Below are 23,831 nucleotides of genomic sequence, written 5' to 3' on the forward strand. Positions count from 1 at the left end.
AAATTTCATTCTAATCACTTCGCCGACCTGATAACCGAATCCAACTGCGCCATGTAGATATCCGGGTTTTCGTTCAATCCAAAGCCGGTTCTTTTAAAGATCATTTTGCCCGCCTTGTCAAATATGATAATGGTTGGATAGCCCTGAAACCGGAATTGGGCGTCGGGGCATTTTGTTTTATCGTCGGGTGTATATTTAGCCAATGCGGTACCGGTATATATTTTCTGGTTACAGCCCGGGATAAAGTACACCGGCAGCTTAAAATCCTTCCGTCCGCTGATCTCTTCATACCAGTTCCTGAACCCGGTCAGCGACTTATCCTTTGCTATAAACTTTTTAACTATCCCGCTATCTGTCCGGCAAATAGTAATAAAGCTTACGTTCCTGTTCGCTTTATATTTGAAATAAAGCTTGTGCAGCATGTCCATCTCGCGAAAGCAGGGCGGGCATGGGATAAACCAGTTATCGATAAACATCACCTTGTTCTTAGCCAATGCACCCAAAGTAGTGTGTGTGCCACTCAGGTCATATACCTCTATATCCGGCAGATGATTGGCGGCGCGCTTTTTCACTGCCTTTTTCTGGGCAACGGAAACCTGCGTTAACAGGCAGGCCAATAAAATTGTGAAGAATGATCTCATAGATAACCGAATATACAGCAAATTTTATGGCATAAAAAAGGCAGTTCTTTTGGAACCGCCTTGTCTATCATTCCCGTTGGCTGTGTATACATAAGTCTACGCGAACTGCAAACCCAAGACCTGCCAATCAAATATGTATCGGCCTGTTATCCGTTGCCGCCAAACAGGCTTCCCTGAAGGCTTCGGTATAGGTTGGGTGAGCGTGGCTCATCCTTGAAACATCCTCGGCTGACGCACGGAACTCCATAGCGCAAACTGCCTCGGCTATCATATCCGCCGCACGCGGACCGATCATATGCACGCCTAATATCTCATCGGTTGCGGCATCTGCCAAAACTTTTACAAAGCCATCCATATCGCCGCTCGCCACCGCCCTGCCGCTGGCGCGGAAAGGGAACGAGCCGGTTTTATATTTTACATTGGCAGCTTTCAGTTGCTCCTCGGTTTGCCCTACGGCAGCAACTTCGGGCCAGGTGTATACTACACCGGGTATCAGGTTGTAATTAATATGCGGTTTTTGCCCAACAATGGACTCCGCTACAAAAGTGCCTTCATCCTCGGCCTTGTGGGCCAGCATGGCGCCTTTGATAACATCGCCAATGGCGTATACCCCTTTAACACTGGTTTCCAAATGGTCATCAACCGTGATCTTACGGCCGCGCTCTTCAACGGTCAGGCCTATCTTATCTAAATCTAAGCCATCGGTATAAGCTATACGGCCTACGGCTACTAAACAATAATCGCCTTTTAATTCCTTTTTATCACCGTTGGGTGCATCGAAGGTTACGGTTACCTCTTTGCCTTTAACAGTTGCGCCGGTTACTTTATGGCCGGTATAAAACTCCATGCCTTGTTTTGTTAAAACCTTCTGCAACTCCTTACCTAAACCGCGGTCCATGGTGGGGATAATGGAATCCATAAACTCGATCACCGATACTTTGGCGCCAAGGCGCGAATAAACAGAGCCCAGTTCAAGCCCGATAACACCACCACCTATCAATATCAAATGCTTCGGCATTTCGGTCAGCGTTAAGGCTTCAGTAGAGGTGATGATACGTTTTTTGTCGATCTGTATAAACGGCAGACTTGATGGTTTTGAGCCAGTTGCAATGATGATGTTCTTGCCTGTTATTTCCTGTTCGGTGCCATCAGGTTTTTTAATGCTGATAGTGTTTTTATCCTTGAATGACCCTACACCCTGTATACCGTCTATCTTGTTCTTTTTGAAAAGGAAGGTAATGCCGCCGGTATTTTTTGCCACTACTTCGTTCTTGCGCTTCATCATCTGCGCCATGTCCAGCGACAGGTTATCGAGGTTGATACCGTGCGTTTTGAAGGCATGGGAAGCATTATAGTAATGCTCGGAGGAATCCAATAAAGCTTTGGAAGGGATACACCCTACATTAAGGCAGGTTCCGCCGTAGGTGGCATATTTTTCAATGCAGGCAGTTTTGAGTCCCAACTGGGCGCAGCGAATAGCCGCCACATAACCACCAGGGCCCGAACCGATAACGATAACATCATATTGCATAGCAGAGTTTCTTAGGAGTTGCAAAAGTAAATAAATTAGTGATTGGTGATTAGTTAATTAGTGATTAGTTGACGGGAGCATTACAATAGTGATTGGTGGTCAGTTAACTTGTGATTGGGTCGCCCGTATTTTACCCAACTTTCACCGCATTGTAACACTAATATGCGCAAATCACTTTCTTATGCAGATAGTTGTTAAATTTAACCTGTCGGCTTAAGTTCGTCCCATGAAGAAACTACTCTTACTGGCTTTATTTTTTGGCCTGGTGCATACGGCCCTGCGGGCCCAGCTTTTAGTTGAGAAAAGCAAATTCACCCATGCCGATAGCCTGCGCGGCACACTCACACCATTACGCACCTGTTACGATATCAATTATTATCATTTGGATGTGAAGTTTGATATCGATAAAAAATTTATCAGCGGCAGTAACCTGTTCAAGTTTACCGCCACTCAGGACTTCAAGAAATTACAGTTCGACCTGTTTGCCAACCTGAAAGTAGAAAAGGTACTTTATAAAAAGCACGAGGTCGCCTTTACACGGGAAGCCAACGCGGTATTTGTTACCTTCCCGAAAACAATATTAAAAGGGACGAGGGATACATTTACAGTATACTACTCAGGCAACCCAACAGTCGCCAAAAACGCGCCCTGGGACGGCGGCGTAGTTTACACGGTTGATACTACAGGCAAACCCTGGGTGGCTACCGCCTGCGAGGGTGTAGGTGCCAGTATATGGTGGCCGAATAAAGACCACCTGAGCGATGAGGTAGATAGTATGCTTATCAGTATCAGCGTGCCAAAAGGATTGAAAGACGTATCAAACGGCAGGCTTCGCAAGGTTACCGACCTGAATGATGGTTATACACGGTTCGATTGGTTTGTGGCCAACCCCATCAACAACTACGATGTGGCGGCTAACATAGGCGACTATGCCGAATTTAAGGATACCTATGACGGCGAAAAAGGCAATCTCGACCTGGATTACTGGGTGCTGCCATCGGACCTGGAAAAAGCAAAGGCACAATTTGGCGCGAACGTGAAGCCCATGCTGCAGGCATTTGAGCATTGGTTCGGGCCATACCCTTTTTATGAGGACGGATATAAATTAGTGGAGACGCCGCACCTGGGCATGGAGCACCAAAGTGCCGTAGCGTACGGCAATCATTTTATGAATGGTTACCTGGGGTATGATCTTTCGCGCACCGGCTGGGGAAAGAAATGGGACTATATCATCGTACACGAAAGCGGGCACGAATGGTTCGGCAATAGCATTACTGCAAAGGACCTGGCCGATATGTGGATACACGAAGGTTTCACCAATTATTCGGAAGGACTATTTGTTGACTTCCATTATGGCAAGCAGGCCGGGGAGGAATATATCAACGGATTAAGAGTAGGTATTGCAAATAAATACCCGGTGGTGGGCGAGTATGGCGTTAATAAAGAGGGCTCGGAAGATATGTACCCCAAGGGCGCGGTGCTGCTGAATATGATACGCACTATTATTGATAATGATGAGAAATGGCGCGGGATATTACGCGGGCTCAACAAAACCTTTTATCACCAAACGGTTACCTATGATGATATTACCGGCTATATCAGCAAGCAGTCGGGTATAGATCTGTCGCCTGTATTCAATCAGTACCTGCACTATACCAAATTGCCGGCGCTTGAGGTGACATGGAAGGACGGCAAACCCTGGTTTCGCTGGATAGCCGAGGCCAAAGGATTTACGATGCCGGTGAGGGTGAAAGTTAAAGGCGAAGAATATCAGTTCATTACGCCAACCACAACTGCGCAGGCGATCAATATACCCGGCGCAACAAAAGAGAATTTAGAGGCCGATACTTTTAACTTTTATATTTCTGTTTCGGGGATAAATAAAGGAACAGAAAAATAAAATGGGTTGTCACCTTGAGGTTCTCGAAGCCTGCCTGCCGGCTGGCAGGGGTGTACGCAGGCCTTTGCCCGCATGTTTCGAGAGCCTCAACATGACACCAACCCACTAATGCATGACAAATATAACCATGATAAAAAAACTCACCCTCTTCGCGCTGCTCATTATCAGCAACACAGCCAGTTTCGCACAATTGGGCGTAGACAAGGAAACCTTCACCCGCGCCGATTCATTGCGGGGGTTCATGTCGCCGCTGCGCACCTGTTATGATATTAATTATTACCATTTGGATGTGAAGTTCGATATCCCCGATAAATCCATCAGCGGAAATGTGCTTTTTAAATTCACCGCAACAACTGATTTTGACAAACTGCAATTCGACCTGTTCAGCAACCTGAATGTGGAAAAAGTTATTTACAAGGGGCAGGAACTGCCTTATACCCGCGAATTCAACGCGGTATTTGTCACTTTTCCTAAACCGATAGAAAAAGGCAGCAAGGATGAGTTTACGGTTTATTATTCCGGTCACCCAACTATCGCCAAACGTGCGCCGTGGGATGGCGGGGTAGAGTATAATGTCGATTCATTGGGCCACCCGTGGGTATCTACAGCCTGCCAGGGTATGGGCGCAAGTGTGTGGTGGCCCAATAAAGACCAGCAGGAAGACGAGGTGGACAGCGCGCTGATCAGCATCAGCGTACCTACGGGCTTAAAGGATGTGTCGAACGGTCGCCTGCGCAAGGTGACCAAACTGAAGGACGGCTATACCCGGTTCGACTGGTTCGTTTCCAACCCTATAAACAACTACGACATCGAGGCTAATATTGGCGATTACGCCCATTATTCGGACACTTACAATGGCGAAAAAGGAAAACTCACCATGGATTTCTGGCCGTTGAGCTATAACCTGGACAAAGCCAAAAAGCAGTGGGGCGCCAACGCCAAACGGATGCTCGAAGCTTTTGAATACTGGTTCGGGCCGTACCCTTTTTACGAGGACGGTTATAAACTGATCGAATCGCACCACCTGGGGATGGAGCATCAGAGCGGAACCGCTTATGGCAACCATTATCAAAACGGCTATTTGGGCCGCGACCTGTCGGGTACCGGCTGGGGTTTGAAATGGGACTTTATTGTGGTGCATGAAAGTGGGCACGAATGGTTCGGGAATAACATCACCTCTAAAGACCTGGGCGATATGTGGATACACGAGAGCTTTACCAATTATTCTGAATCGCTGTTTATCGAGAAATTTTATGGCAAACAGGCCGGGCAGGAATATGTGCATGGTACCCGCCTGCTGATCAACAACGACCGCCCGATCGTTGGGCCGTATAATGTGAACAAAGAAGGATCGAGCGATATGTATTATAAAGGGGGAAACCTTTTGAATATGATACGTACCATTATAAATAACGACGAGAAATGGCGCAGCATACTACGCGGACTCAATAAAACATTTTACCACCAAACGGTAACTTACGACGATATCATCAATTATATCTGCGACCAGTCGGGCATTAACCTTAAACCGGTGTTCGACCAATACCTGCATTACAGGAACCTGCCGATACTGGAATTTATGGTTGACCGGAAAGGCAAGTTGGCTGTACGCTGGCAGGCCGATGCCAAAGGCTTTAACATGCCGGTACGCGTGAAGATGAAAGGCGGTGAGTACCAATTCATCAAGCCGACAACACGGTTTACACCTGTTGAAATGGAGGGATTGACCAAAGATAATTTAGAAGCAGATACTTTCAATTATTATATCGGGGTGTTGGTGGATTGAGTCAATGAATATCAAATGCTGAATATCGAAGTAAGTCAACTTCATCATTCGATATTCAATATTCGGTGTTCGTTATTTTTTCTAACAATCATGCAACCTATCCCCTACTATAGGCGTCTTATACCTGTTAAACAAATAAGACCATCATGAAACTGATAACCAGATCTCTTTTAACATGCCTGCTTATGGCCGGCATAGCTTATACTTTTGCCCCTTCCGCCATGGCGCAGCAACGAACCGAAGACCGTCATCTTTCGGGTTTTCACGCCGTTGACGTTGGCGGGCCGTTCGATGTCAGGCTAACCCAGGGCAATACCGAATCGGTAAAAGTAGAGGCCCCCGAAGAAATTATCAATCGCATCACTACCGAAGTAGATAACGGCGTACTGAAAATTTACAACAAGCACAACGAAATGTTCCATTTCGGCGACCTGTTCCGCCACAAAAAGATATTGGTTTATGTAACCATTAAGGATGTGAACAGCATCGTGGTATCAGGTTCGGGCGATGTCGATTTCAGGGACGGGCTGCATGCCGACAAAATGAGCCTGCGGGTATCCGGCTCGGGCGACGTGAACGGCCAACTGGATGCCAAAAACCTGGAGACCAGCATATCCGGTTCGGGCGATGTCCGCATCTCGGGCCATGCCGAAACGTCGGCGGTACGCGTAAGCGGTTCGGGCGATTACAGTGGTCGCGGCCTCATCACGCAAAATACAGATGTCCACGTAAGCGGTTCGGGCGATGCATCGATATATGCCAGCGAAAGAGTCAATGCTTCTGTATCCGGCTCGGGAGACATCAGCTATGGCGGTCACCCGAAAAATGTAATGAAATCAAAATCGGGTAGCGGTGATATAGGCGGAAATTAAGCCTCACCCCAACCCATCTCCAAAGGAGAGGGACTATTTCACTGTCATATTATCAACATGTCGGGAGGCATTCATTATATAGCAAAAGGGACGCAGATTGTGTCCCTTTTTTCTTCGTAGAGACGCATAATTATGCGCCTCTACGGTTTTTAATCCTTAAACCTCGCAATAACCCTCCTCCCCAGGTCATAGGTTATCCTGAATGCCTCCTGGTTGCTGGTAAAACCCGGCGTGCGATGTACGCTGAAAATAAACTGTCCCTTGAGTCCTTTGGCATTGAACGCCGACCACATCAGGTCGAGCCGGTTGTAAAATTTCTTTTCGTAAAACGAATCGCCGAAGGTAACTAAGGCACCTCCCTGCCCGCTGTAAAATTCGTCGAAGATAGCGAAGGTTTTGTATGATGCATACGCACTCGCTACAAAACCTTTCGGCGTTTGCCAGCCGTCCAAACCGCGCACCCGGTGCAGGTTGATCATCCCGCCGGCTTCAATAGTTAACGAATCAAGGAAGGTCTGCTTTTTGCTCAGGTCGAGCCCCAGGCGTACCTGGCCGCCCCCGTTTTCCTGTATATGGTCGTCGGCCGTCAACACCGCAGCACCGGCATCATGCAGCAATAAAAAATAATGCGATATATAGAATGGCCCGGTAAGCGATGGGCGGTACTTGCCGTAAAAACCAAACAGGAACTCTTCCCTGTCGGTTGCCGTTTGCCTGCTCACCCAGTCTATCCAGCCGGTTTCCATAAAATGAGCGCTGTGAAACTGCGCCATCAAGCCTTCCACATTCGGGCGGTAATACCTTAACGTATCATTCAGCAAAGCGCGGGGGTAATTGGTCAGGTTCCCTTCGCGCGGGAACGCGCCTGCATAAAACAGCCAGCTTTTGCCAGTAAAATTATAATAAGCCACCGGGTTCACTTTCAGGAAATAAGGCTGTGCGCCAAACTCGTGTATGCCGTTCACACCCACCACAAAATGGTTCATGCTGTCAATATTCAGCCCGAAATTTAATGCCGTGCGCATACCGGAGTAGGTGCGCGAACGGGCCACAAAATCCTTGTATTCGCGGTTATCCAGGAAGCCCAGGGCGTTGAAATTAACATCAACCGTAGTCTGCGCTAAAGCGGCAGTGCCTGTTATTAGGGTGAGAATGGCTATTAAGTATAGTCTTTTTATCATTGTAAGTGTTTATTCAACTGCCAGGCTGATGATCCTGCTATTTTTGCTGCCCATAAACGGGTCGGTGCGCAGCGAAAATAGCAGGGTATAATTTCCTTTTTGCAACGGCGCTGCAAATTTAAAGGTATAATGCGTGCTTTGCCCCGGTTCCAGCTTAATTTCATGAAAATCGTCTGCCGATAGCTGCTCCGATATCTCCACCACCCCGGTAAACGTGCACGCAGCAAAAACTACCTGGTGTTGATAACCCTGGTTATTAAAATTTATTGTGTAGGGGTACGGGTTTGTTATGGTTACGTCCAATGCCCTTTGCTCACCTGCCTTCATTGTAATTTTGCTTTGGGGCATTTCTACCTTTACCTGCTGGTAAGTGCGCACATCGTTCACCCAGCCGCCGTACCAAATGCCGCCCGTGGTGTTTAGTGAATCGGTAGTAACACCCTTAATTGGGCCGCGTACCAGGTAATAGGCTTTTTTATGCTGAAGCCCCTGCTCTATCGGCCAGATATCGAACTGGGTAAGGCGGTAGTAACGGTTGTCGTAGGCAAAACCTTTGGTAGTGTTATTATAGAAATCATATTTGGATACATTCTGGAAGCCGTCCATAAAAATAACGTAATTATCGCCCACCTTTTCGCGGATAGTATGCGCCCATTCCTTATAGCCGTACTGGCTCTTTACTTGTCCCACTTTCCTGATCAGCGGCGAAGCTGTGATGAGCAATATCCGTATCGTCAGTATAAAAACAAGGTTGATGAACGCCAGCCGGCTAAACCAAACCAATGGTTTGCCGCATTGCTTAAAATAAATAAGCGACAGCATAATGAGCGGCGCAAAACCGATAAGCGTCCATTGCGGCTGCACCTCGCCCCTGAGACTACTCAATAAAAAGAACAGAAACGTACCCCCGGCGTTGAATAGCAGCGCACGTATAAAACCATCCTTAACCTTCACGCGGAAGGCTTTCCAAAACAGGAACCAGCCGATAAGCGGCCCGGCCATCAGCACCTGTCCCGGGAAATAGGTCCAGGTTTGCCAAAAGTTATAATGATCGGTCGTTTGTTCAAAAAGGTGGTAGTTCACCGATGGGTAACCGTGGTTCATCTGCCATAAAATATGCGGCAAATACAGGGCAACGGATAAAATAGCGATCACCCAGAATGATTTTCGCTTTAATAATTTAAGGTCGGACAATACGGTAAAGCCAATCACCAATATCCCGTGATATTTACTGTACAATAACCCCGCTATAACCAGCGCCAATAATATAGCAAGCTTATAACTATCCTGCACCAGGTATTTTTGATATACATAATAAAACAACACGGTAAACAGGAAAAGCGGCGCATCGGGCGTGGTCATGAACCCGTAGATATTGAAGATGAAAACTCCCGAAACCACCAGGATGAACCATTTTGCCGCAGCGCCGTATTGCCGCACGATGAGCCAAAGCACATACAGCGACAGGGTGCTGGACAATACGGTCATCAGGCGCACGCCGAACTCGCTGTGGGTAATGCTATCCCCTATGCGGATAAATAGCGCCACCATCGGCGGATGGTCAAAATACCCCCAATCCAGAAAGCGGGAATAAAGCCAGTAATAGGCCTCATCGGCATGTATCTCCAGTTTCCAGGCTTGTATAGCATTAAGGATCGTCCACCCGAGAAGGAAATACCAGATAAATTGAGTTTGCTTTTTATCGGTAGCGGAAATACCTGGCGATGGTAATTGCATTCAAATAGATTGTGGGGCAAATTTAGTTAAAAAAATGGCCTGCTATAAATTTTGGCTAAAGCCATCTGTCAGTAGCTTTAGACCAAAAATAGCATGCTATTTCCCCAACGCAAACGCCACATAACTACCGCCTGATTTGGTCCCCAATTTCCCCCCGCCACAAGCTATTACCAAAAACTCCTTACCGTCCGCCTCGTATACAGCAGGCGTCGCAAACCCGGCTGCAGGCAGTTTGTATTGCCATAATAGCCTGCCGTTCTTTTTGTCGAACGCCCGTATCATCCCATCTTTGGTAGCGCCGATAAATAGCAACCCGCCTGCGGTTACCGCCGGACCACCATAGTTTTCCGTTCCCGTCACCCGGCCCGGTGCCGCCATCTGCGGGTCATCACCAAAGGGTATTCGCCACACCATTTTCCCGGTATTCAGGTTGACGGCGTTCAAAGTTCCCCAGGGCGGCGAAATGGCGGGCAGCCCTTCTTTGCTAAGGAATTTATTATAGCCTGTCATCATATATGGGATATCCAGGTAGGGATCGACGGCTTTATGTTCTGCTATAAAAGCGGCCTTACCGGTTGTGCTGTTACCGGTCACAAATGAAATAACAGCCTGGCTTTCCTGCGGCGACAACTGTTTGAACGAAGGCATCATCCGGCGGCCCGTTTTCAGCAGATCGGCTATCTGGCTATCCTTGTACTTGGTTTGCACATTGATAAGCGAGGGGAAATTGCCTGTTCCCTTGCGGTCTTTGCCATGGCAGCTCATACAATTGCTCATGAACAGGCGCTGCCCTGCCTGGGTAAAGGTTTCGTTTTTGGCAGCCAGGGTTTTGGTATCGGCAATCGTCATTATCCAGGCCATCTCATTGGCGTTAATGTACATAATACCGGTTTCCGGGTCATAAGCTGGACCGCCCCACTCGGCGCCGCCATCAAACCCCGGGAAAATAACCGATGGCTGCTTGCCTGGGGGTAAAAACATGCTACCATAGCGGTAACTTCTCAATCGTTTCAAAACTTCAGCTTTTGAACTGTCAGGCAGGTACGGGTTAATATCCTTCTCCGTCAGTGTTTGCCTGGCGAACGGCGCCGGCAATTCGGGAATGGGCTGTGTCGGCCAGGGTTTTTCACCTGCCAGGTCAGATTTGGTCGAAACAGCCGTTTCCTTAACCGGGAATAACGGCTTTCCTGTTTCCCTGTCGAGTACGAAAATGAACCCGTGTTTAGTGGGCTGCGCAACAGCATCCACCAGTTTACCATTTTTTTTGATGGTCACCAATACAGGCGCCGTCGGCAAATCTTTATCCCAGATATCGTGATGAATAACCTGGTAATGCCATTTCAGTTTACCTGTACCGGCGTCCAGGGCAAGGACGCAATTGGCAAAAAGACCCTGGCCCAAACGTTTTCCGCCATAAAAGTCGTACGCTGCCGAGCCGGTTGGTGCGAACAGCAGCCCCCGCTTTTCGTCCATGCTAAAACCCGACCAGCTATTAGCCGAACCAATATGTTTGTATGCAGCGGTGTCTTCCCACGTGTTATAACCTTCCTCGCCGGGATGAGGGATGGTATGAAATATCCATTTCAGTTTACCCGTGCGCACGTCATAGGCCCGTATATGCCCCGGCGCTGCGTCGGCTGTTTCATTTACACGACTGCCAATAATATAAAGATCTTTGTAAATAATGCCAGGCGTAGTAGCCGTCACATACATTTTGGACGCATCAAGGCCAAGGTCGTTGTGGAGGTCCACTTTCCCATCGGTGCCGAAACTCTTTACCTGCTCGCCGTTGGTTGCATTAATAGCGTAAATATTTGACCCGGCGCAGTACAATATGCGTTTATCACCCCCATCTTCCCAGTATGTAACGCCACGGTTGTTGTTCATCCCAAAACTCATCGGCGACGAGTTGGTATTCCCGGCCGGGTTGAATGTCCATTTCTCTTTACCCGTAGCCGCATCTACCGCAAATAACCTCAGTTTCGGCGTAGTGCCGTAAAGTATGCCGTCTACTTCGATTGGGCTGCATTGTATCTGCGAATGGCCAACTGTATCGGCATCGTGGGTGTGATACTCCCAGGCCACCTGTAGCTGTTTCACATTCGAGCTGTCTATCTGCGTCAGTGACGAATAATGCTGCGCCATCTTCGATCCGCCGTACACCCGCCAGGTAGTATTGTCCGCAGGATGATTTTTACAGGAAGAAAGCATTAAAAATATACCGCAAGCGGTTAAAGTAGATGATCTTAAGCCGGTCATTGAATTGTCAATTAAGGTAATTGGATAGACGCTAATTTATAACATTAATTAGTATTGTAAAGCTTATCTAACCAATCATGACCGGACAAATCGAAAACATCAGGAAAGTAAGGGCCTTTTTATTGGAAGGAATCAAAGACTTGACTACCGAACAACTTAACCGCATACCCGAAGGTTTTAACAATAACATCATCTGGAACCTGGGGCATATGGTGGCAGCGCAGCAAGGCATTTGTTACAAAAGGGCAGGTATTACGCCTCACATAAGCGATGAGTTTTGGGAGCAATTCCGGTCGGGTACCAAACCAGAAAGATTATTGAGTGAATCGGAAATAGCCAATATCAAGCAGTTGCTTTCGACGACTATGGATGAGCTGGAAGCCGACTATAATAACGATATATTTACGGGCTATACGGCATGGAACACCCGCTACAATGTTGAGATCAAAAATATTGATGATGCGCTCCATTTTGTACCTTTTCATGAGGGGCTGCATTCGGGAACGATTGGCGCATTAAAGCGACTGGTTTCAATGGCCTGACTTAGTGCAATGAAGAAGCTGCTGATCCTACCATTACTGCTTTTGGCAAAACTGTCGTTCGCACAGGCTGATACTTCTTTGGTTAAATTTATAAACCCGGCATCGGTTTCAACTCCGAGAGGTTATTCGCACGCGGCTATTGTGGATCTTGGAAACTGTAAAATGCTGATCATATCGGGGCAGGTGGCCCTTGATAATAAAGGAAACCTTGTTGGGAAAGACGATTTCGGTAAACAAGCCGAACAGGTGTTTCAGAATATCAAAAGTATAGTTGAGGCAACCGGCGGAAAAATGGACAATGTTGTTAAACTTGGCTTTTTTGTGCGCGATGTAAGCCAGCTGCAAGCGTTGCGCGCTGTAAGGGACAAGTTTATCAACGTCAAAAATCCACCTGCAAGCACGCTTGTCCAGGTTAGTAAACTGTTCAGGGATGATATTTTATTAGAGGTAGAAGCGACGGCGGTGATTCCGAAAAACAGATGAACTGGATTATTCACCAAAGCGACAAATTGGAATTTCTTACCTATTTGGATGAGATACTCAAGCCACTGGATGAATATATCGACGGTTATAATTGGGTAATTTCAGGTATTGATGGCGGAGGTGGTATAGAAAATGCCCCGATTGATTACGAGCAAAAATATTTTATTTTAACGGCCGGTGAATTCAGGAAAGTGCTCCACGGTCACATTCAACTTTATTGGGGTACAATAATAGCCATACCCGTGGCTATGGAAATTAAGATCGATGAAAAGAATTTACCTTATTCAGAAGGAAATGAATTGATCTGGCAAAATGGACATCTGCAATGCCCGGATGCTGAGATCGAGGTAGATTGTTTTGATAGCGCTTATACTATTGTCAAATTCACCAGGGAAATATTGTCCGAAAAATTTAAATCCTACTTTGATGAGGCTATACCGCTTGAGGAGTTTGACTGATGTTTTCAAACAAAAAACCCGGCACAAACCGGGCTAAATATTTAATTAATTTGAATCTGCTATTCAGACCTGTCGCAAACCCACCAGGACAGGCAAGCAAACCGGCTTAGGAACGATATTTTACTGAACGAGGAAACAACGGTAGCTAAAAAGCCGTGATCAATCCTTAACAACAACTGCTCCGTTCAACACCACATCACTTAAAAAGCCAGTACAAATGCCTTTTACTACAATAACTGAATCTCGCAGATCGTACCTGCCCGGCTTTAGTGTACAAAAAATATTGGCAAATGGGTCCCCGCTTTTTAAGGTAATTGTTGTATTACCGGCCTGGTCCTTCTCTTTTTTTAAGATCACCCCCTTCACCTCAATGGCCTTATCCAGGTACCTTGCATTAGCTGAAGCTTCATTTGCCTCAAAATCCTTAACTATCCGGGTCGCCGTAACTACTGTCGCCTTTTCATTTTCAACACTTCTGTGGTGAGTTTCTGAGTATTCAAAAACATAATACCACCCGCTTGCAGCAACTACAAAAATTGCCGCTATAACTCCAAAAATAATCTTCTTCCACATGATCTGATTCTGTTAATTGTTTACTTTTTATGTTTGGAAACCACAAATACCCGCGAGATATTGAAACCAAAATGGATGCCGCCATTTGCCCAGCGTCCATCTGTCTGGGTAATCACACTTCTTTCATTTATTCCGGTCGAGTTGGTAAAAAACAGCTGGAAAACATGCCCCCCCGTTTCGATGTCAAACCCGACCGATGCGGCGTTGTAATATCCCTGCAACCGTTCAAACTGGTAATAATACTCCCCTGTAAGATTCACTCTTTTTGACAGTCTCAAGCGGAAACCGGTTCCGAGTGAATAAAGGTCGTTTCTAAAAGCGGTCGTCGGCACTATGTTATAATGCACCATGGTTGGTACAAACTGAAGGGAGAAATAATCACCAAATTTTCTCGCCACAATAACCTGGTTTACGTAGTTTAGATGATCGGAGTAGTGAATCGGATAATCTGCCGGCGCATCTTTAACCGTACGCAAAATGCCGGTCGATACTACACTGACCGATAGCGGCATATTTACTTTGCCTGTCGACTGGCGTAATATCCTGTATTTAAAAAATCCGTCAAACTCCTTATTAAAGGTACTTCGCCCAATGCCGACCTCCAGCCGGCTTGTGACACCGTAGTCCAATCCGATACGCATAGAGGCCTGGTCAAGCCCAAAAAAATTATACGCTCCGGTGTTCACCGTCCCGAACCTGTGCGATATCTTCAGGTCCAAAATACCTGCACCGGTATTTTCAATTGATTGTCCGTTGACTATTCGCGTAGTTTTAAATATAGATGTGGTTATTTCCGTCGTTTGTTTTTTATCTTTCTTATTTTGTTCGTCTTGCATCTTAAAAAGGTCAACATCCTGCGCATTAGCTGTGCAAACGGCAAAATGTACCAATAGTAATGCAATAGCAAGACATCCTTGATATCTTGCACAATTGGAAAATGTGCCCATGGCTATTCATATTTACAATTGATCGATATCTCAGCTTCATTGGCAATCTTTTCGCCAATATAAAGTCCCGTGATCCCATAGTCCTTAATTTTGACCTTAAAAGACCCACTTATGGATGGCTTCCCGTTTTCGATTATTATGCTACCGGCAGTCGACACTTTTTGCGACACGCCATGCATAGCAAGTGTTCCTTCCACCGTAATAGGATATTTGCCATTTTTTGAAAAATCTACTGATGATACATTGGTAATATATCCCTTAAATTCAGCTTTGGGAATTTTAGAACTCTCCATATAATTCTCATTAAAATGGTCCTCCATCAACTGGTTTTCGAACTTGAAGCTTTTGATGAGCGCACTAAACACTATTTGCCCGGTTTTATCGATCATTTTGCTGTCTACCTGGTTGTTAATCGCGACTATCTGTTCAAGCGGGCTGCTTGCATTGAATTTGATCTGGCCTGTTTTGGTTGCGAATAATTTTTGCGCCTGTAGCTGAAATGATGCAACTATTAAAACCAGGAGCAACGTCTGTTTTTTCATTGTTTTGAGTTTTAGTTATTAGGGGTATTATTATCTATCCAGGTTTGAATGGTTTTGAGATCGCAGGAGGATAATTGCGGCGCGTTTAAAGGCATAGCAGGTATCCCGCCCGTATGATTAATGGAATTCATCAATTGCCCGTTGGTGACATAGGTTTTCACAGCGGCATAGGAATCCAATTGGATACCCCCGCCAGCCGATGCGTTGCCGCTATGGCAACTGTAACAATTTGCGCTTAAAATGGATGTCACACTTGTGCTGTAATTTACGGCTGTCACATCGCAGGTCGCGCTTGATAGTGATTGGGGGTAGCTTCGATCAGCATGATCATAATAACAACCGGCGCTACCCAACATCAGGAGAGACAATATCATCAGGTACTTCATGGCGCTATACGTTATTGCGGACAGCCGCTGTTTATCCATTTGGTTATTTGCGTGATCTGGCAATCGCTCAACTTACCTGACTGGGGCATATTCATAGCCGGGGTTGCTGAAGTATAATTAATGGCATTTAGAAAGTTGATCTTCATTCCAACACCGGCGGCTTTTGCACTGGCGTAGTCGCTTAACACAACATTACCCGATCCTGGTGCCAGGCCATGACAGCCATTGCAATACGTTGCAAAAATTTGAGAGACGCCGTTGGTATAGGTGGTCTTCGTGGTATCGCAGGTGGCTACTACGCAGGTATTGTTTGTCGCCCCGGCTTTAATCCAATTAGCGATAGTAGCTATTTGCGCCGAACTTAATTTAGGAGAGTTTCGCGGGGGCATCGAACCATCTGCAATAACCTGGTAATATTTGCTCGAATTTGGCTTGTTTGCTGAGATACCACGCATAATGTTGGCGTAGCTGGTTAATACCAACTCCTCACGGGCGGTTGCCGCATCGTGGCAGCCGGCACTTGCGCAATAGGTTTGAAATAATGGAAGCACGTCCGTCTGGAAACAGATGGCATTTGTGCCGTTTCCTGATCCGGTACCTGTTCCGGTCCCGCTTGTACTACCAGAAGTATTGCCGGTGGATGAACTGGTGGGGTTTGATGGGTTTACTGCATCATGTGTACACGAAAACAGTACGGCAAAGAATGCCGCAACGATTAATAGGGGCTTTTTCATGGTTGATAGGTAACCTTTTCTAATAATACCTGGCGAAAAATTCCACCTAACACATTTAAGATAAATGCATTAACAGTTATTGTATTAAAAAAGTTACAATCAAAAAACGCAGCATTTTTTAAAAAATTATATTTGAACGAGAAATTTTTTACCGATTAAAGATATATGACCGTATTTTGTAAAACACGCAGTTGTCACAAGGTTGAATAAATGTTAATGCGGTGTAACGATGAAGTTTTAACACCATAAAAAAACCCGGCATAAACCGGGTTAAAATATCTAAAATCAACTAAATCTAAAAAAACTGCCCAATCAGCGGTCATACACCCAGCAATAACCTCGCCGGGTCTTCCAGTAATTGTTTCACTCTCACCAGAAAGCTTACCGATTCGCGCCCGTCGATGATACGGTGGTCATAAGACAGGGCCACATACATCATCGGTTTGATCACCACCTGTCCGTTCACTGCAACAGGTCGCTCGATAATATTGTGCATACCCAATATAGCCGACTGAGGCGAATTGATGATCGGCGTCGACATCATCGAGCCAAATACACCGCCGTTGGTTATCGTAAAGGTACCACCTGTCATCTCATCGATGGTCAGTTTATTATCACGCGCTTTGGCAGCCAGGGCAGCTACTGCTTTTTCAATTTCGGCCAGGCTCATACTGTCGGCATTGCGAATAACAGGTACTACCAGGCCCTTCGGCGCAGATACGGCGATAGATATATCTGCAAAATTGCTGTAAACTATCTCTTCACCTTCAATGCGCGCACCTACTGCCGGCCATTCCTTCAAAGCTTCGCAAACCGCTTTGGTGAAGAATGACATAAAGCCGAGGCCAACGTCATGTTTCTCTTTAAATTTATCCTTGTATTTGGAACGGATCTCCATTATTGGCGACATATCCACTTCGTTAAATGTGGTCAGCATCGCGGTCTCGTTCTTCACAGCTACCAGCCTGCGGGCTACCGTTTTGCGCAGGGGCGACATTTTCTCCCTGCGCTCTCTGCCATCCGGCGTTTTAGGCGTAGCAGCTTCAGGAGCTTTAACCTCGGTTTTAAGGCTTGCCGGCGTCGAAACCCTGCCACCGCCCTGTGGGTTTTCCGATACAAGGTCGGCAGTAACGGCGGTCATCGCGTCGGCTTTGGTTATACGCCCGCCCACACCGTTTCCCGGAACGAGCGAGGGGTCGATGCCTTTTTCAGCCAATATTTTTGCCGCAGCAGGCGAAGGCGTGCCCGAGGCGTAAGTTTTTTCGGAATTTTGAGCGGTGGCCGTCGTAGCAGTTGCCGGAGTTTCGGTTTTAGGAGCAGAGGCAGCAGCTGAGCCGGCTCCTTCAATAGAACAAACTACAGCGCCGATAGGCAAAACGTCGCCCTCTTTGGCTATGGTCTTTAATACCCCGGCCTTTTCGGCAGTAAGTTCGAAAGTAGCTTTGTCCGATTCCAATTCTGCCAGTGCTTCATCCATAGCAACAGTATCCCCGTCTTTTTTCAGCCAGCGCGACAATGTCACTTCGGTAATAGATTCCCCTACCGCCGGAACTTTGATCTCTAGCGAGCCGCCCTCATTCGCCTGGGCGACAGGCGCCGGGGCAGGTGCATTGGCCACGACCTCCGGCTGCGGCTGAGATGCAGCAGGCGCGGGAACGGCTTCCCTGGCCGGCGTGGCTGCTCCATTGTCATTAATACTGGCAACTACGGCGCCAATAGCAAGGGTATCCCCTTCCTTAGCTACCGTTTGTAAAGTCCCGGCTTTTTCGGCGGTAAGTTCAAAAGTAGCCTTGTCAGATTCCAACTCGGCAATTACTTCGTCCATGGCAATACTATCGCCGTCTTTTTTCAGCCATCGCGAGAGGGTTACCTCGGTTATTGATTCGCCTACCGGCGGAACTTTTATCTCTAAACTCATAGTAGTGTGTTGTACGTTTAGTCGGCGGCTACATTAGCCATTTTATTGGTTGTTCTTTTTACCGTTTTCTTTACAGCTTCTCCTGCGGGTGTATCAAAGGCTTTTGATATCACATATAATTGCTGCGAGGCGTGCTGCTTGGCAAAACCTGTGGCAGTGCTGCTGCCTTCGTTGCGCGACACCACATCAAGTTGCAATTCGCTTTTGCGGAACTTGCGGCACATGTAAGGCCAGGCACCCATGTTTTCAGGTTCTTCCTGCACCCATATAAAGTCAGTCGCTTTGCTGTATTTGGCCTTTATTTTCAGCATTTGCTGTTCGGGCGTAGGATATAGTTGCTCGATACGGACAATGGCAACATCCCTGCGCTCATCGGCCTGTTGTTTTTCCAGCAGTTCATAATATAGCTTGCCTGAACAGAACAACACCCGTTTCACCTTTTTCGCATCGGCGTAATTATCGTCAATTACTTCCTGGAAAGCCCCATTTGTAAAATCTTCTACCGGCGACACACATTTCGGCGCTCGCAACAAGCTTTTCGGTGTAAAAATGATCAGCGGCTTGCGGAACTCGCGGTGCAGTTGCCTTCTCAAAATATGGAAGAAATTTGCAGGCGTTGTACAATTTGCCACCTGGATATTATTATCAGCACAAAGTTCCATAAAGCGCTCAATGCGCGCCGAAGAGTGTTCAGGCCCCTGGCCTTCGTAGCCATGGGGCAGCAACATCACCAATCCATTACCGCGCTGCCATTTAGTTTCTGCGCTGGCAATATACTGGTCTACAATGATCTGGGCACCATTAAAGAAGTCGCCAAATTGGGCCTCCCATATTGTCAGGGCATTGGGGTTAGCAAGCGCATAACCGTATTCAAAACCCAGCACGCCATACTCCGACAATAACGAGTTGTATATCGTAAATTTTGCTTCGGTGCCCAAAGTATCCAGCGGTGTGTATTCTTCTTCCGAGTCAACCAAAGTTAAAACGGCATGACGGTGCGAGAAAGTTCCCCGCTTTACATCCTCTCCGCTCAATCTTACCGGGTGGCCCTCTTTTAGCAGGCTGCCATAAGCCAAAAGCTCACCCATGGCCCAATCAAACGTTTGAGTTTTGGTCACCATTTTGCTGCGCTCTTCAAACAATTTTTCGATCTTTTTGAAAAACTCTTTATCCTTAGGCAGCGTGGTTATTTTTTTGGCAATGTCAATAAATTCATCTTTCGTTACTGCCGTGTTTACAGGGCTTGTAAAATCCTGGGCAGATGCCAGGTGCAAGCCCTCCCAGGCACCCTCAAACATCTGGATAGTATCGGTAAACCTGTCCTCGGCTTTCGACTCATCGAGTTTTTGCTGCAGCAGGTCGCGGAAATTCTTTTCCATGATCTTTGCCTGGTCGGCATTGATAGTTCCCTGGGCGAGCAACTGCTGGTAGTATATCTCGCGCGGATTGGGGTGCGCTTCTATTGCCTTGTAAAGCAATGGCTGTGTGAACTTTGGTTCGTCCGACTCATTATGTCCGTACCTGCGGTAACACAGAATATCGATAAAAACATCATCATGAAAGGTTTGCCTGTACTCCATCGCCATGTTGATGACGAAGGCCAGGGCCTCTACGTCGTCGCCGTTCACATGGAAAACCGGCGAAAGAACTGTCTTTGCAATATCGGTACAATAGGTACTTGAACGCGCATCCTTAAAATTAGTGGTAAAACCTATCTGGTTATTGATCACCAGGTGAATGGTGCCGCCGGTGCGGTAACCCTCCAGTTTTTCCATCTGCAACACCTCGTAAACAATACCCTGGCCGGCTATAGACGCGTCGCCGTGAATAAGTATGGGTGCTATTTTGGTATAGTCGCTATTGTATTTAAAATCGATCTTCGAACGGGTCAGACCTTCCACTACAGGGTCCACCGCCTCCAGGTGTGAAGGATTTGGGCAAAGGCTCAAATGCACTTTTTTCCCATTCTTTGCCTCCACGTCGGTAGAGAAACCAAGGTGATACTTTACGTCGCCGCCAAAACCTGATTCCGCATCATAGGTTTTACCCTCAAATTCTGAAAAAATCTCTTTGTAGGTTTTCTCCATGATATTGGCCAGCACGTTAAGCCGGCCACGGTGGGCCATACCTATCACAAACTCCTGTATACCCAGTTCGGCGCCTTTTTGAATTACGGAGTCCATTGCAGGGATCAAAGCTTCGGCCCCCTCAAGCGAGAAACGCTTTTGGCCAAGGAATTTTGTTCCAAGGAAATTCTCGAAAATTACGGCATGATTCAATTTATCCAGCATCCGCAATTTCTCTTCGGTATTGAAGGATGGTGTATTGCGGTTGCTTTCCATCCGTTCCTCAAACCATTTGATCTTTATCGGATTGCGAATGTATCTGTATTCGGCCCCTATCGACTGGCAGTAGGTTTGCTCCAGCATATCACGGATATCACGCAATTTGGCGTGCCCCATGCCCACTTCCACCCCGGCGTTAAACACCGTATCAAGATCAGACTCACTCAGGCCAAATGTCTCCAGTTCCTTACCGGGGAAATATTTGCGGCGCTCGCGCACCGGGTTTGTTTTGGTGAACAAGTGCCCGCGGGTACGGTACCCGTTGATCATGTTGAGTACATTGATCTCCTTTAAAAAATGCTCTGATCCCTCTCCACCCGAGGAAATGGGTCCTTTGGCCTCGCGGCCAAAGTCAAAGCCTTCAAAGAATTTTTGCCATCCAAAATCGACCGCTTCGGGGTCCTGGGTATATGCTTCGTAAAGTGTATTAATGTAGGCAGCGTTACCGCTGTCAATATAATTTAGGCGCTCCATGCAGAAACCAATCAGTAAAACGGTACAAAATTACACATATCAGATTGGAAACTTTATAATTTATTTTCAAAAGGTTGTAATAAATTGCTTGCAATCGGCATATTGCGGGATAATCACCCCAATCAAGCGCATAAGAATCGTTTTTAAATCTTTTTAATTATACCGCACGGTATAATTAAAAAGATTTTCGATGCGCTTATGTCCCTTCGATACAGGTTTTCAGGTCTGCTAGTCTTTTCCGGACGTTGCGTTGAAGGCTATTTTTAATAGTGCGCTTAAATATGTAAAAAGGGAATCGCAATCGAAAAGAATAAATGAAGGCAACTTCAGTTTGTTCATGTTCCAATTCCCGGAACAGCCATGACCCCGAAAACGATTTGAACATAAGCGGTCCCCTGGTCATTTTTACCGCGGTATTTTTCGGGCGATTGAAGGTCACGTATTTTGTCTCCATACCCAAACCGTTACGGGCGACGCACCATGCCTTTACTCCTACTCCGGCGTTTTCAGCGCCATCAATAAGCTCAGCTTTTTTAAGGAAAGTATCCCATAAAAGACGATTTGAATAGTCCTGTGTGTAATCGAACACCAATTGGGAGCCCTTATTGATAAGGATCTTTTCAGAAAGTTTCAGGGGTCTCATTGGGAGCTAATTTAAACCTCGACCAGGCTGTTACTGTCGTTGATCTCCGGTAACCAGGTACTGATAAAATCGCTTTCAGTCTCCGGCTTTTCCGCCAGTTTTACGCTTGCAAAGTAACGGTTGTCACGGGTATGGTTCGCTACTCCGGCCACGAAGGCCCAGTTGCCAAAATTGCTTGCGGGCGAATAATCGATAAGTTTTTCTTCAAAATAAGCAGCGCCCTTTCGCCAGTCCGCTTTCAGTGTATTTATCAAAAAGGCGGCTACTATCTGGCGTTTATTATTGGCAATGTAGCCGGTCGCATTCAATTCATGCATGGCAGCATCTACAAAAGGCACTCCGGTATGCCCGTTTTTCCAAAGTTCAAATACATCGTCTCCACCAGCCGCCGGTTGCGCAAGGTCATCAGTGATCCCATCGGCATTGAAAAATTGCCTGCCGTGCTTTTTAAACATGAAGCGGAAATAATCGCGCCACAGTAATTCCAATATCAGGGGAGATCCTGAAGTATGTGCACCGTTAGCATGCTTGGTTACTTCGTGATAAACCATCCTTTGCGAAAGGCACCCAAGCGATATCCACGCCGATAGCCGTGACGGCGCATCAGACATGTGTCTTGCACCTTTATGCAGTGGCATGTTATCCAGGCTCGAAATATACTGATGCATTTGCCGCAAAGCAGCTGTCTCTCCCCCTTCGTAATGAAAATCCGCCCTCGGATCGGCATCAGGCGCTCTTAAACCCAGGTCGCCAAGCGTTGGCAGCTCCCCTGCTTCTGCTATCTCCGGTGTAATGATATGCCGCGGAGTTTCAATACAGGGCCGAACATCGCTGTCGCGCTCTATCTTCTTTTTGAAAGTTGCGAAACTATCGGGAATATCCTTTATCGGGAATGGAAGGTCCTCTTTATGGTACAATGTGTGACCGATAAAATGTTTGAGGTTAAGTTTTATCTTCCAAAGCGCTGTCTCTACAGCTTCTGAAATTTCTGTTTCTTCGTATGCAACCTCGCGGTGATGGTATACTTCGCTAACCTGGTATTGTTGCGCCAGTTGAGGGATGATCTCAGCCGGATCACCCGTCCGCACTATCAACTCACTGCCCAGCTTATGCAGATTTTTGCGAAGGCTGGCCACCGACTCCAGTAAAAAACGGGCGCGAATACTGCCTGTTTTATCAAGGCCGATATCGGTTTTTTTGAAATAGAACGGGTCGAAACAGTACACCGGGAGTACTTTGTCTGCCTTTTTTGTAGCCTCAAGCAATATTTCGTTATCGTGGATGCGAAGATCGTTCCTGAACCAAACCAATATCGTTTTTCCGCTCATATATTAAAGTACCTCTGACCAGTCAACCTGCAAATTTGCAATAAATTAATCTTAAAGCATAATATAGGATGTTATTTGACATCGAGGCAACATTTAAGCAGGTACAATTTCAATGTAAACGCAAAGTAACAAAGCCACGTATTTATTGTATTTCATCCAATTTATAGCCATCTTTCGCCTGAAATAATCATACACACATGTATCTACACAACACATTCGTACATCATGTACACTTTTGGCTGAAAAACAAGGAAGACAAGACAAAACTTATCGAAGGTCTGGAATTGCTGAAGCCTATAACCCATATCCGCGATATGCATATTGGTGTGCCCGCCGATACCAACCGGGATGTGATAGACAGCTCGTACGATGTGTCACTTCTATTACTTTTTAACACACTTGAAGAAGAAGAAGCCTACCAGCACGACCCTACACACGTCATCTTCGCCGAACAGTATGCTAAACCCTTGTGTTCAAAGGTTCTGGTACTGGATAATGTAAATATTTAGTCGACCCTCAGTCATTTATCGGGAGGCTGTCAAATAATAAAA

Annotated in this window: 21 protein-coding genes; 7 read left to right on the top strand and 14 right to left on the bottom strand. The window is 46.6% G+C overall.

The window, feature by feature from the left end; translation table 11 throughout:
- Positions 1-14: 14 nt before the first annotated feature.
- Entirely contained in the window at positions 15-641 is a 627-nt protein-coding gene (locus FRZ54_RS23685) for a TlpA family protein disulfide reductase (RefSeq protein ID WP_147034266.1), read from the bottom strand.
- 127 nt (positions 642-768) lie between these two features.
- On the bottom strand, positions 769-2,172 hold the full coding sequence (lpdA, locus tag FRZ54_RS23690) for a dihydrolipoyl dehydrogenase (protein WP_147034267.1): 1,404 nt from the start codon (positions 2,170-2,172) through the stop codon (positions 769-771).
- Between the two features lie 226 nt (positions 2,173-2,398).
- Here lpdA and FRZ54_RS23695 point away from each other — a divergent pair, with 226 nt between their 5' ends.
- The 3 genes from FRZ54_RS23695 (at position 2,399) to FRZ54_RS23705 (ending at position 6,730) form a co-directional block, all read left to right on the top strand.
- Positions 2,399-4,072, top strand: a complete 1,674-nt coding sequence (locus tag FRZ54_RS23695) for a M1 family metallopeptidase (protein ID WP_147034268.1) — start codon at positions 2,399-2,401, stop codon at positions 4,070-4,072.
- A gap of 127 nt (positions 4,073-4,199) precedes the next feature.
- Positions 4,200-5,858 carry a M1 family metallopeptidase gene (locus FRZ54_RS23700; protein WP_147034269.1) on the top strand — a complete coding sequence of 553 codons (1,659 nt, stop codon included), beginning with the start codon at positions 4,200-4,202 and terminating at the stop codon, positions 5,856-5,858.
- A 146-nt stretch (positions 5,859-6,004) separates the two neighbouring features.
- Positions 6,005-6,730: a head GIN domain-containing protein gene (locus FRZ54_RS23705; protein WP_147034270.1), complete on the top strand. Its 726-nt coding sequence runs from the start codon at positions 6,005-6,007 to the stop codon at positions 6,728-6,730.
- Positions 6,731-6,879: 149 nt separating this feature from the next.
- Here the strand turns inward: FRZ54_RS23705 and FRZ54_RS23710 are convergent, their stop codons facing one another.
- From FRZ54_RS23710 to FRZ54_RS23720, 3 genes are all read right to left on the bottom strand, one after another.
- Positions 6,880-7,911: a hypothetical protein gene (locus tag FRZ54_RS23710; RefSeq protein ID WP_147034271.1), complete on the bottom strand. Its 1,032-nt coding sequence runs from the start codon at positions 7,909-7,911 to the stop codon at positions 6,880-6,882.
- A gap of 9 nt (positions 7,912-7,920) precedes the next feature.
- Positions 7,921-9,648, bottom strand: a complete 1,728-nt coding sequence (locus FRZ54_RS23715; RefSeq protein WP_147034272.1) for an ArnT family glycosyltransferase — start codon at positions 9,646-9,648, stop codon at positions 7,921-7,923.
- Positions 9,649-9,744: 96 nt separating this feature from the next.
- Positions 9,745-11,907, bottom strand: coding sequence for an outer membrane protein assembly factor BamB family protein (locus tag FRZ54_RS23720; RefSeq protein WP_147034273.1), 2,163 nt, complete (start codon positions 11,905-11,907; stop codon positions 9,745-9,747).
- Positions 11,908-11,984: 77 nt separating this feature from the next.
- Between FRZ54_RS23720 and FRZ54_RS23725 the strand changes: the two genes are divergently transcribed.
- From FRZ54_RS23725 to FRZ54_RS23735, 3 genes are read left to right on the top strand one after another with little or no spacing between them, the layout of a single operon-like run.
- Complete coding sequence (locus FRZ54_RS23725) at positions 11,985-12,449, top strand: DinB family protein (protein WP_147034274.1); 465 nt, start codon at positions 11,985-11,987, stop codon at positions 12,447-12,449.
- Between the two features lie 9 nt (positions 12,450-12,458).
- The gene (locus tag FRZ54_RS23730) at positions 12,459-12,932 is read left to right on the top strand and encodes a RidA family protein (RefSeq protein ID WP_147034275.1); all 474 of its coding nucleotides are present in this window, start codon (positions 12,459-12,461) and stop codon (positions 12,930-12,932) included.
- Entirely contained in the window at positions 12,929-13,390 is a 462-nt protein-coding gene (locus FRZ54_RS23735; RefSeq protein ID WP_147034276.1) for a hypothetical protein, read from the top strand. The genes FRZ54_RS23730 and FRZ54_RS23735 overlap by 4 nt, the downstream gene beginning before the upstream one ends.
- 159 nt (positions 13,391-13,549) lie before the next feature.
- Here the strand turns inward: FRZ54_RS23735 and FRZ54_RS23740 are convergent, their stop codons facing one another.
- The 9 genes from FRZ54_RS23740 to FRZ54_RS23780 all read right to left on the bottom strand — a co-directional run bounded on the left by FRZ54_RS23740 (position 13,550) and on the right by FRZ54_RS23780 (position 23,280).
- Complete coding sequence (locus FRZ54_RS23740) at positions 13,550-13,963, bottom strand: OB-fold protein (protein ID WP_147034277.1); 414 nt, start codon at positions 13,961-13,963, stop codon at positions 13,550-13,552.
- A 20-nt stretch (positions 13,964-13,983) separates the two neighbouring features.
- Positions 13,984-14,799 (bottom strand): DUF5777 family beta-barrel protein, encoded by an 816-nt coding sequence (locus FRZ54_RS23745; protein ID WP_147034278.1) that lies wholly within the window; start codon positions 14,797-14,799, stop codon positions 13,984-13,986.
- A 113-nt stretch (positions 14,800-14,912) separates the two neighbouring features.
- The gene (locus FRZ54_RS23750) at positions 14,913-15,452 is read right to left on the bottom strand and encodes a YceI family protein (RefSeq protein ID WP_147034279.1); all 540 of its coding nucleotides are present in this window, start codon (positions 15,450-15,452) and stop codon (positions 14,913-14,915) included.
- A gap of 11 nt (positions 15,453-15,463) precedes the next feature.
- A complete protein-coding gene (locus FRZ54_RS23755; protein WP_147034280.1) occupies positions 15,464-15,877 on the bottom strand; it encodes a hypothetical protein in 414 nt (137 codons plus the stop codon).
- Positions 15,850-16,572, bottom strand: a complete 723-nt coding sequence (locus FRZ54_RS23760; RefSeq protein ID WP_147034281.1) for a cytochrome c — start codon at positions 16,570-16,572, stop codon at positions 15,850-15,852. Before FRZ54_RS23760 ends, FRZ54_RS23755 begins: the two co-directional genes overlap by 28 nt.
- A gap of 319 nt (positions 16,573-16,891) precedes the next feature.
- Positions 16,892-18,490: a 2-oxoglutarate dehydrogenase complex dihydrolipoyllysine-residue succinyltransferase gene (gene odhB, locus FRZ54_RS23765; RefSeq protein WP_147034282.1), complete on the bottom strand. Its 1,599-nt coding sequence runs from the start codon at positions 18,488-18,490 to the stop codon at positions 16,892-16,894.
- Positions 18,491-18,507: 17 nt separating this feature from the next.
- Positions 18,508-21,309: a 2-oxoglutarate dehydrogenase E1 component gene (locus FRZ54_RS23770; protein ID WP_147034283.1), complete on the bottom strand. Its 2,802-nt coding sequence runs from the start codon at positions 21,307-21,309 to the stop codon at positions 18,508-18,510.
- Between the two features lie 196 nt (positions 21,310-21,505).
- Positions 21,506-21,952, bottom strand: coding sequence for a type II toxin-antitoxin system RatA family toxin (locus tag FRZ54_RS23775; protein ID WP_147034284.1), 447 nt, complete (start codon positions 21,950-21,952; stop codon positions 21,506-21,508).
- 11 nt (positions 21,953-21,963) lie between these two features.
- Complete coding sequence (locus FRZ54_RS23780) at positions 21,964-23,280, bottom strand: DASH family cryptochrome (protein WP_147034285.1); 1,317 nt, start codon at positions 23,278-23,280, stop codon at positions 21,964-21,966.
- 197 nt (positions 23,281-23,477) lie between these two features.
- Between FRZ54_RS23780 and FRZ54_RS23785 the strand changes: the two genes are divergently transcribed.
- The gene (locus tag FRZ54_RS23785) at positions 23,478-23,789 is read left to right on the top strand and encodes a Dabb family protein (RefSeq protein WP_147034286.1); all 312 of its coding nucleotides are present in this window, start codon (positions 23,478-23,480) and stop codon (positions 23,787-23,789) included.
- The last annotated feature ends 42 nt before the right edge of the window (positions 23,790-23,831 follow it).

It is taken from the genome of Mucilaginibacter ginsenosidivorans (assembly GCF_007971025.1).
Taxonomy (GTDB): domain Bacteria; phylum Bacteroidota; class Bacteroidia; order Sphingobacteriales; family Sphingobacteriaceae; genus Mucilaginibacter; species Mucilaginibacter ginsenosidivorans.